Genomic DNA, 10,602 nt, shown 5'->3' with positions numbered 1-10,602 from the left:
TTTCAGCCTTAGCGGACAATTTTCCCATTTTTGCACGGTGATGCCTTTATTGCCAACTTAGTTATGTGTTTATATTTAAGCTGTTTTTGTTACTTATTACACTTGTGTCTGTACTACAAAATGAAGTGCCGAATGTGGGCTAGAAGATTTCCGCTGGATCTGCTGATCGTAGTTTTTGTATACTAATAGCACCGGAGATAAAGCACATTAAAAATGTTAAAGTCGATATTAATAAAGCACGACTTACCGTCATGATAATTGGTAAAAGAGTGGCATTCCTCATACCGTTATAAACGATCAAAGATATAGAAACTCCAGGTAAATAACCCAAAATTGCTAAAATCATGGCTTCTTGAAAAACAACAAACAGTAAATATCTATCTGTATAACCTATAGCTTTTAGAGTTGCATATTCAGGCAAATGATCAGAAATATCACTATAAATAATTTGATAGACAATCACAATACCAATAATAAAACCTAAAGCTGCACCCAAAGCAAAAATAAACCCGATAGGTGTACTACTATTCCAATAACCTTTCTCAAAATCTGCAAATTCTTCTTTAGAAACAACCTTAACATCATCAGGTAACTTATTTCTTAATTCTTTAAGTACATCTTGATAATTTGCGTCACTTTTTATTTTAATTACACCTACATCTATTAAGCCTTTGGTTCTGCGGACATTAAATATACGAAGAAAGTTCAATTCACTAGTAATTAAGTTACCATCTGCACCAAAAGATGTACCCAATGTGAACAATCCTTCAACTGTAATCTTCCGATTTTTCACTTCTGTAATCACAGCTTGATTTTTATTAAATTCGCTGACAACCGGTCCATATTCATTTCTAGAAGCCTCATCGAATAAAACTACATCTGGCACTTTTAATTTATCGACATTTTCTTGAACACCTGGTAAATTAAGGACTTTTTCATTAGGGTTAAATCCAATGATAAAAATGTTGCGAGTTTTACGCGATTCTGGATTTTTCCACCGAGCAAAATCTACATATACAGGACTAACCGATTCTACACCTTTAAATCCCCTGGCTTGATATAATCGTTTTTCAGTAAATTGATCCATAGAAATCAAAGCTACAGACTGAGGACTAATTAGAAAAATCTCTCCTTCTAAACTTTCGTGGAAGCGCACAGCACTATCAAACAAAGCATCGCGTAACCCCAGTTGAACAAACATCAGAACGTTGGCAAAACTAATACCAGATATTGCCACTAGTAAACGAGTTTTTTCGCGTGTAACTTGTAACCAAGCTAAAGGTGTTTTCTTAAACATATTTTCAGGTTATAACTTTAAATTAGGTTTATTTTCAACAAACTATTTAGACGAGTTTAGGATCTTTAAAATTCTATAAATCTACTCTAAGATTACCCGATTTTTAGTTATTTAGATAGGTCAATTGAAACCTTGACATTTAACCTAGTTAACGCTTTAACTCGTTGACTATCTTGGGGATTTAAGCGAATTTTTACTTCAACTACTCTGGCATCTATATCTGCTGTTGGGTCGGTATTAAGAGCATCTTTTTTGTTAATTTGTAGTCCAATATGATCTATTTGTCCGATTAACTTCCCTTCCAGGGAATCACTAGTAATTGTAGCTATTTGATTCAATTTAATCTTAGCAATATCAGTTTCATATATTTCTGCGACAACATACATTTGACCAGTCCGTCCCAAATCAGCAATTCCCTGATCACCAATTGCTTCTCCTTCTTTGGCATTAATTTTAATCACTTGGCCATTTAAAGGCGATCGCACATAGGTGTATTCCAAATCTGTTTTGGCTTTTTCTACATCAATTATGGAACTATCCAATCTAGCTTTAGCCTCCTGAATATCTGTAGGTCGCACTTCTGCAATTTGATTGAGAGTCGCTTCAGCTTCGTTGATTTGTTCGGGTCCAGTCCTCAAAATTCGCGAGAAATTGGCCTTCGACTCGTTTAGCTGTTGTTGAGCGCTATCTAAAGTCAAACGCTTACTATCTAAAGTGGAAGCAGCAATCGCACCCTCTTGGTAAAGTGAGTTATATCGCTGGTACTCTGTTTTAGCATTTTGCAGTTCAACTTCTAAACGAGCAATTGTGGCTTTTAGAGCGGTACTATCGCCAACAAACTGGGCTTTTACGCGAGAAATAGAAGCTTTTTGAGTGGCGATCGCTCCGGCTTTTGCACCTGCTTTAACTTGTGCTAGATTTGCACGAGCTATTTTTACTTGTTGTTGAGCCTGTTTGATGGCAACTTGTAATCGCTTATGATTATCTAAAATAGCAATTACCTGTCTATAACGGATTCTCTGTCCCTCTTTTACTAAGAGTTGATCAACTCGCAATTTTTCCATAGAAGCTGGAGCAGATAGTTTAATGACTTCACCTTCTGGTTCTACCCGTCCTAATGCAGTGACAACATCATTATCTGTATTCTGAGGGTTAGTTGAAACTATAGGTTGGCTAACTTGTGGAGGGTTGAATTTTTTAAATATAAGAATACCGCCAGTAGCTAATAGTGTAATGGAAGCTAGGGCGATAAGTGATCGGGACAAAGGTGATTTTAATGGACTATTTAAAACAAATTTCCTTACCATAAAAAATGAGAAAAATCCTTTACAGTTGACAATAAATATGAAAATTTTACTTAACTACATATTAAACTGATTTAATGACCAAAGTAAACAGAATTTTGTATTGGCTTCCGGGATGAGACTAACAGCATTTAATTCGCTGTTAGTCTGTTAAAACTATTTACTGCAAATTGAGTTTAATTTAAAAGAGATTTGATTCTACTAACAGCCACTTGGCTACCATTAAAAGTAGTTAATTGATGTTGCATACTTTTTACGTTAGCTTTAACATTCTGATTATCAAGTAAATCCAGAGTCAATTCCATAAGTTTTTCTACTTTGAGTCTAGAAGGACGGATATAGTATCCAAGATGATTACGCTTAATTGATTGGGCGCAGAAGAGCTGGTTAGCATGGGCTGGTATCGCCATTAAAGGTACACCACTATATAGCGCTTGGTATGTGGTCATTAAACCACCAGGATAGACAATTAAGTCAACTTGTGAGAGAAGTTTACTTTCATTAATAAAGTCAAAGACTAGTAAATTAGGGTGATTGATAGAGATATCAAATTGACGTTTACCGCGAGAAAGAATCACCTGTATTCCTGCCTTTAAAAGTAGATTAATATATGGTTCTGCAAAGTCAGTTTTTAGCGAACCTTGAGTCCCTGGGCAAAGATATACTGTTTTTTTATTTGGATCAAGTCGGGATAATTCTGATGGTAATGGTTCAGAACTTTCCAATAACATTGCTCCAACATAAATATCCTGTGGTCGTAAAGGATGCACAGGAATCATTGCAGGGTGATCGCAAAGCAGACATAAATCTGCATTGGCAAGATAATCATAATATTTAGGTAATACCTCCAATCCGTATGCTTTAGATGCTTGTCGCATGGGTTGAGAAAGGTCTGCTTCCGCAAAACCTTTAACTATTCTACCTATTGGTGTTTTTTGTGAGAAAAAGTCTAATATTTCAATCGGGATAAAAGTAGGCTTGGCATAAGGGTCTGGCAGACTTAAATCTGGCTCAAAGTTAGGATGGGTAGTTGTCTCAATTGCAGAAACACAAGGGATACCATACTTTGCCGCTAGTTGTTGAGCAGTGAACCGAAATTCAGAGACGATTAGGCATGGTTTTATATCTGCTATCAGTTGATCATCTTGCCGATAATAGTTCAGCACTTCTTCTGTTACATACATGGCTCTACCCTGACATAAACAAGAGTAGATTTTGGCTGGTTCTGCTGTATCTAATTTGACTGTTTCAAAACCATCCTCAGTATACATATCAGATGAATTTTCAGGGCACGCAACTATTAATTTACGACCTAATGGTTTTAGCCATCTAGCCATAATTAAAGCACGAGCTTTATGTCCATAACTTATCGCTTCGCAGAAAATGAGAATTGGTGATGGATTAGAATTAGTCATAATTAAGTACCTTTGACCTTTGTGTAGAAAAAATGGTTTTAACTGCCTCTGGATGATATTTTCAGCACGAACATTAACAATGGTTGTCAGTAGTTTAATTTAGAATCACTTTAGCTGCGAGAAGAAAACTCAATCGCATATTTGGGATAATACTAAAACTAAGATTTTTATCTATGAATGTTTTTACCAAGTTTACAAAGCTGGGGAAGCTAGCAACTTGTGGGCGATAGTGAAAATCTACACTTTCACTATTGCTGATTAAGTTGTACAAAACATGATGATTGGCTTTTAAGAAAGCATGAAACTTTTCTTGAGTATTCATCTGATCATCAGAGATTGTATCCCGATGATAAATCACACCTATTGACAACTCTTTAGAATCAATTTCCGTAGGAATCATCCACAACCAATGACCATGACCAAACCAGTGATTAGTGGCATAGTAATGACTACAACTACCCATAGTGGGATCATAACCATCATGGAAGAGATTACGGTCCACATTTTTGATGCGTACCCATACTGAACCAGTATTGACACCAAAAAGATCCTCTGGGTTTAATTGAATATTATCTGTCTTTTTCCCAATAATAAACTTACGTCCTGCGGCATCAATAACGTGTTTAGTTTTGAGATTGAAATACTGACTACCGACCTTAACATTGACAGTTTTGATTTCATCACCTGGTGTCAAATCTACATCAGTAACACGTCCATTGTAATAAGTTACCCCCATTTTTTTGTTCATAGCGATTAAATCGCGTTCAAATTTGGAGCGATTCATTTGAATCGAAGCCATGGGGGGTTGTCTATTAGCCCAAATATGGTAATAATCATTAACACTTTCTGTGTTTAATGAGTCTTTAGCCCAGTGAAAATTTAAGCCATATTTTGGTGGGTGGTTTTCGATGGCATATTCATATAAACCTAACTCTTTACAGATAAAGAGGGTGGCTATTTCCACAGTTGATTCACCAATTTTGAGGTCTTTATCTGTGCGGTCTTCTGGACGAGGATCAATTAAAGCAACGCGAATATTAGGGATTTTCAACAATAAATGACGAGCTTGACAAACTCCAGCGAAACCAGCACCCATGATCACTACATCATATTCCTGTTCTTGAATATCTGGTTTTTGATCATTTTCCTGGATAACAGTAACCATGAATCTATATCTCCTTTTCTTTGTAATCAATGTGAGTTGGACACTTATAAACAATTATGATGCAGAAAAGAACCTACACAAAATGAAGTTTTAATGAGGGGTTTATCCTCCAAAAGGGTACTGCAACTGAATCTGAATATTAGTATTAGAGCCAGCCACAAAAATAGCCGATTCAATAAACTTAGGTGGTTTAGTAATTACAGTGGGATTATTAGAAAATCCAAATCCTTCCACTGGAATACCAAAAGCATTACTATTGAGCTTACCATCTTGATTAGCATCATGGAATACAGAAACAGCATAAGTACCTGCCTTCAAGTCGCTGAAAGTTACCTTTTGTTGTGTTTCTTTTATTTTAACGCATTGCGCTCGCACACTAAATTTATCATTACTAGGGAATCCTCGACCACCAGAATAAATAGCTAAACAAATTTGTCCTTTTTGATTTTTAAGTTCCCTAATTTCAATATTAAGGTTACCATTTGGGATTGCTCTGGCATCAGCTAAAAACACCAAATTTCCTAAAGCAGCAAGCAGAAAGATTTTAAACAATTGTCTCATTACTTTGTCCTAATTTTATATCTTTTAGATATCTGACTGATTAAAAAAGTCAGATATCTTGTCTTCTAATACTTCTAAACAATCTTATATATAGTACCATATACAAAGTTGTTTTCGTGGAATTTATTTATGGCTAATGTAAAAACTTATTCTGGAATCACAGAGGCAATTTTTGAATGTATAAAATTCAAAAGTGAAGCTGAAGATGGAATCATCCACACTCCGGGTAATCAAGGGACAGTGACAATCAATACGATAATTGGGCAAATTTTTTTAGAGTTTCAGCTTGATACATCCCAGGAAAAACTTGACTACAAGATATTAAAGAAACCTTTAATAGCACCAGCTAATCGGATTTGGGATCAGGTTGATCAATTGATTAAATATTGTCAAACTAACAGCCTATAAGCTTGATAGGCTTTAATTTGATAAATATAAAACATAATAATACTCTTCTTCTGTCACTTTCCCTAGATAGAAAATAAATTTTGCTAGGCGAGATTTTTAGTCTAGAGCAAAAAATAAAATCACAAACCCAATGCTAGTCTAGTTTTTAGATAGTGACAGAAGAGGGGTATTATGTGTTTTTTCTAATTTCTCGCAAAGAGGCTAAAAATATGATTGAAAGTGAATCATAAAGTGTCTTATTTATGAGACAACCTAGTACCGCAGGGCGGAAGTCAAAAGTCAAAAGTCAAAAGTCAAAACTAATATACAGTAGGCTTTTTGGCGATTGAATATGGTTGCTTTATTTACGCCGTGATGTACTAGTTATAATTCAGATTTTTCTATTTTGAGGTAGAAACTAACTCCTCTTCTCGTAAAGCTTTTTTCAGCACTTTACCAGTAGGGTTTTTCGGAAGAGAATCAACAAACTTAACTACTCGAGGAATTTTATAAATTGCCATCCTTTCAGCACAGAATTTAATTATTTCTTCTTGGGTAGCTGATTCACCAGGTTTCAACCGAATATTAGCCTTAACTAGTTCACCTTGCAACAAGTTAGGAATCCCATAAACAGCAACTTCTGCAACAGATGGGTGTTGATAAATTACATTTTCTACTTCACTGGGATAAACTTTTAGCCCGGCAATATTAATCATGTCTTTGAGACGATCTACGATATAAAGATAACCTTCATGATCTATTTGACCAATATCACCAGTATGTAACCAGCCGTTTTGAATTGTTTTAGCTGTTTCTTCGGGACGATTCCAATAACCAAGCATTACGTTTGGTCCACGAACTATAATTTCACCTATTTCTCCAACCTTAGCGTCAGTTCCATCAGAATTGATAATTTTGACTTCTACATTATCAATTGCTCCACCAATTGAACCTGGTTTATATTTGAGGTCATGGTTATAAGTGGTACATGGAGATGCTTCTGTTAAACCATACCCTTCATGGATGACACAACCAAATTTTTCTTGCCATTTTTGGGCAATTTCTAAAGGTAGTGGAGCAGCGGCAGCGAAGTAATAGCGGACTGAACTCAAATCATGATTAGTTAGGTCTTTATTAATTAATAAGATAAAGACTGTAGGGACTCCGAAAAACATTGTTACCTGTTGATTAGCCACTGTTTTTAGTAACTGGTCAGGTTGAAACATTCGCTCTAAGACAATAGTGGCACAAACATTTAGTCCACTATTAAGAATGGCATTTTGACCAAAACAATGGAATAGAGGTAAATAGAGGAGTAGGCGATCGCTAGGACTCATCCCACAGCAGCGATTTTGAGCATAACTATTAGAAATTACATTGCTATGAGATAGGGTTGCACCTTTAGGAAAACCTGTAGTTCCTGAGGTGTAAATAATTGTAGCTGGAGATTGAGGATCTAATTCAATGGCACAGAAATCTGTAGAAGATTCAGCAATCATTTCCTCAAAGTTTATTCCCTGAGTTGCAATACCTTGGATAATAATAATTTGCTCTAATGCTGATAGCTCTATTTCTGGGATATATTTGGTTAATTCTGCAGTGGTAATTACTATTTTGGCAGTACAGTCATCAAGAATAAATTTGACCTCATCCCCTTTGAGCATTGTATTGATTGAAACTACAATGCCACCAAGCTTGAGAATGCCGACATAGGACATAACAAACTCAGGAATATTAGGGAGAAACAAAGCAACGCGATCGCCTTGTTTGACTCCTAATTTTTGTAAGCTATTAGCAACTCGATTGACCATTTCATCGAGTGCTTTATAGGTGAAAGACTTACCTTCAAATACCAAAGCAGGTTTTTGAGGAAATAGCCGACAGCCTCTTTCTAAATGATGCGATATGTTCATAATTTTTAAAACCTAGATAAAAACCTGTTTGTTACTGCAAACTAAACACCAAGTTTTTAACAGCTTCGACAATCTCTCCACCCTGAGAAATATTATGAGCAATTAAATGGATATACTCATCTAAATATTGCTCGTTATCATCCCAAATCAAAGGAGTTTGCTCTGAAGGCAATTTTCCCACCACCTTCTTAACCGCACAATACAAATCCTTAGTATTATCTGATAAACGAGTAGTAGCATCATAGTGATTGGCCAGAATATAAGTCCGCAAATCAACTGCTTGAACCCCAAAAATTAGAGCAACTGCTAAATATTGCTGGAAGATTTCCACTGAACGCCGTGCTAAATTAGCGGAATTGAATCCTTGACTATTAATATTTTGGTTGAATTGTTCAGCATGGGTAGGAAAGCGGTCAACAATAGAATTACCATAGAAGCTTAATAATGGCATAATCGAGTTGCCAGTAATCTGTAATGCCTTTAGCCCCATATTGACAGAATTTTTAGTATTACCAACTAAAGATGGAGAAAGACCATTACTAAATTCAGGTGCAACCAACAGAGCAATTTGAACATCAAGATGTTTAGCTAATAAACTGATGTGGTAACGCAATTGATCCATTGCTACTCCCACATATTGCCCTAAAAAGTTACCTCCGTGATAAGTTGCTTGTCTGGCAACATCAATTAATGGATTATCTGTAGCTGAATTAGTTTCAATCTCTATTTGATTACAAATCTGCTCAATACCATCCACAATCGGTCCCATGTACTGAGGTAAACAACGGAGTGAATAACGATCTTGAATTGGTTGTTGTCCTCGATAATCATGAGAACCATCTAACTCATTGCGGATTAAACTTGATCCTGCTAACAAATCCAGCATTCGAGCAGCAGTCCAAACCTGACCAACATGGGGTTTACATTGGTGGATAAAGGGATGAAAAGACTGATTTGTACCATTCAAACCCTGAATGATTAAGGCATGGATTCCCATAGATAAAGCTAGTCCAGTCCGTGCATCATAGGTACAGTTGACAGCAGTACCTGTCATCACTGAGGTGCCATTCATCATGGCTAATCCCTCTTTTGGTTGAAGTCTTAGTGGCGTTAAATTTAGGCGTTGTAGTGCTGTTAAGGCATCGATCACTTCACCATTGAAGTCAACTTTATAACTGCCATCTAGTCCGAATATGGCACCTGTGATATAAGAGAGTGGTGTTAAATCTCCACTAGCGCCAATACTACCAAATTCATATATAAGAGGTGTGACATTAGCGTTGAGAAATATCTCTATCCGGCGGATGATTTCTAGACGAATACCGGATGCACCTTTGAGGTGAGAATTAGCCCGTAAAAGCATGGCAGCGCGGACATCTTCTAAAGGTAGTAGCTGTCCTACACCTGCTTTATGATAGCGAACAAGATTATGCTGTAAATCAACGGCTTGATCAGGTAAAATAGCCACATTCGCCATACCACCAAAGCCACTGGTAATCCCATAGATAGGCTCTCCATCGGCGACAGCTTTGTTAATATAATCACAGGAATTATGAACGCTTTGCAGAACTTCACTGTTATTAGTGATCGTGACTTTCGCTCCTTGACGAGCCACTTTAACAACCTCATCTATTGTTAAGGGATGATCACCAATAACAACTCTAGTTTGTGTTGATTTATCCTCTACTTGAGCAAGCTTATATTCACTTTCTTTATGGATGATTTCAGTCATAAGTAATATTTTTCCAAATTTAGCAAGAATTTCCTGTTTCTGTCAAAAAACACAAGAGATAAAACCCACATCCCACACTTTATTAGCTGTTAATACTAAGTAGGTGGACGGAAAAAAACCGAAATATGTAACGAAAAGTAAAGTTGCCTAAAACCTCTTCTCTGTGCTCCCTTGACTTTAATTCTCTAACTAGCAAAAAAAGTTTAACCTAAGCCTCATTGCATCTCAGTTTTATTTCCAAGTTATTAGCAACAGAGATAAAAGCAGGTTTTAGGTTAGTTGAGGTAAATAATTAACTAGTACAGCTTGGCGTAAGTAAATGAACCATTAAAAATCCTTGAAAAGCCTGTGTAATCAGCTTTTTCAATTATTAATTCTTAATTCCGCCTTGCGGTACTAGAGCAGATTTCTTATTTTCATAATTTTTTAGGCATTTTGAGAAACTTGAGTATTTGCCTGAGCTTGTTTTTCCTGTTCTTGGATTTTTCTCATTTCTATACGTTCAAGAATTGAGTCCCGAGGAACTAAAATTTGGAAAATAAACAGCAGTACACCTAAACCTACATAGTTATATGTTCTAAACAAAAAATACACAGAACCTAATGCGGCAGATGTTACCACGAATAAACCTAAAATAGCGAAGAAACGCTGAAGCTGTTTCATCGCCACAAGTCCATCCAGGACATTGTAAATTAGTTGCATATTCTTAATATTTTCCTTGAATTTGATTAGCTGTGTGTAAAACTTTCATGCTTTTGATTCTACCTTTGATTTATCAAAAATGTCAATCCTTTATATTTATATTTATTTATATATATTTGGACAAAA

Annotated in this window: 9 protein-coding genes; 1 reads left to right on the top strand and 8 read right to left on the bottom strand. The window is 36.0% G+C overall.

The window, feature by feature from the left end; genetic code table 11:
- Positions 1-139: 139 nt before the first annotated feature.
- The 5 genes from devC to FJR08_RS17500 form a co-directional block, all read right to left on the bottom strand.
- A complete protein-coding gene (gene devC, locus FJR08_RS17520) occupies positions 140-1,297 on the bottom strand; it encodes an ABC transporter permease DevC (RefSeq protein WP_168634030.1) in 1,158 nt (385 codons plus the stop codon).
- A 107-nt stretch (positions 1,298-1,404) separates the two neighbouring features.
- Positions 1,405-2,562 (bottom strand): ABC exporter membrane fusion protein, encoded by a 1,158-nt coding sequence (locus FJR08_RS17515; protein ID WP_217357532.1) that lies wholly within the window; start codon positions 2,560-2,562, stop codon positions 1,405-1,407.
- 215 nt (positions 2,563-2,777) lie between these two features.
- Positions 2,778-4,016, bottom strand: coding sequence for a glycosyltransferase (locus FJR08_RS17510; RefSeq protein ID WP_168634028.1), 1,239 nt, complete (start codon positions 4,014-4,016; stop codon positions 2,778-2,780).
- 94 nt (positions 4,017-4,110) lie between these two features.
- Positions 4,111-5,181, bottom strand: coding sequence for a tryptophan 7-halogenase (locus FJR08_RS17505; RefSeq protein ID WP_168634027.1), 1,071 nt, complete (start codon positions 5,179-5,181; stop codon positions 4,111-4,113).
- 102 nt (positions 5,182-5,283) lie between these two features.
- Positions 5,284-5,742, bottom strand: coding sequence for a DUF2141 domain-containing protein (locus tag FJR08_RS17500; RefSeq protein ID WP_168634026.1), 459 nt, complete (start codon positions 5,740-5,742; stop codon positions 5,284-5,286).
- A 129-nt stretch (positions 5,743-5,871) separates the two neighbouring features.
- Here FJR08_RS17500 and FJR08_RS17495 point away from each other — a divergent pair, with 129 nt between their 5' ends.
- A complete protein-coding gene (locus FJR08_RS17495) occupies positions 5,872-6,150 on the top strand; it encodes a hypothetical protein (protein WP_168634025.1) in 279 nt (92 codons plus the stop codon).
- Positions 6,151-6,530: 380 nt separating this feature from the next.
- Here the strand turns inward: FJR08_RS17495 and FJR08_RS17490 are convergent, their stop codons facing one another.
- The 3 genes from FJR08_RS17490 to FJR08_RS17480 form a co-directional block, all read right to left on the bottom strand.
- Positions 6,531-8,042, bottom strand: coding sequence for a class I adenylate-forming enzyme family protein (locus FJR08_RS17490; RefSeq protein ID WP_168634024.1), 1,512 nt, complete (start codon positions 8,040-8,042; stop codon positions 6,531-6,533).
- Between the two features lie 31 nt (positions 8,043-8,073).
- Positions 8,074-9,774: a histidine ammonia-lyase gene (hutH, locus tag FJR08_RS17485; RefSeq protein ID WP_168634023.1), complete on the bottom strand. Its 1,701-nt coding sequence runs from the start codon at positions 9,772-9,774 to the stop codon at positions 8,074-8,076.
- Positions 9,775-10,200: 426 nt separating this feature from the next.
- A complete protein-coding gene (locus FJR08_RS17480) occupies positions 10,201-10,476 on the bottom strand; it encodes a hypothetical protein (RefSeq protein WP_168634022.1) in 276 nt (91 codons plus the stop codon).
- Positions 10,477-10,602 lie beyond the last annotated feature (126 nt).

The organism is Dolichospermum sp. UHCC 0260, from assembly GCF_009711985.1.
Lineage (GTDB): Bacteria > Cyanobacteriota > Cyanobacteriia > Cyanobacteriales > Nostocaceae > Dolichospermum > Dolichospermum lemmermannii.
The sequence above is the reverse complement of the archived record's forward strand: the minus strand, read 5'-3'. Positions and strand labels throughout refer to the sequence as shown.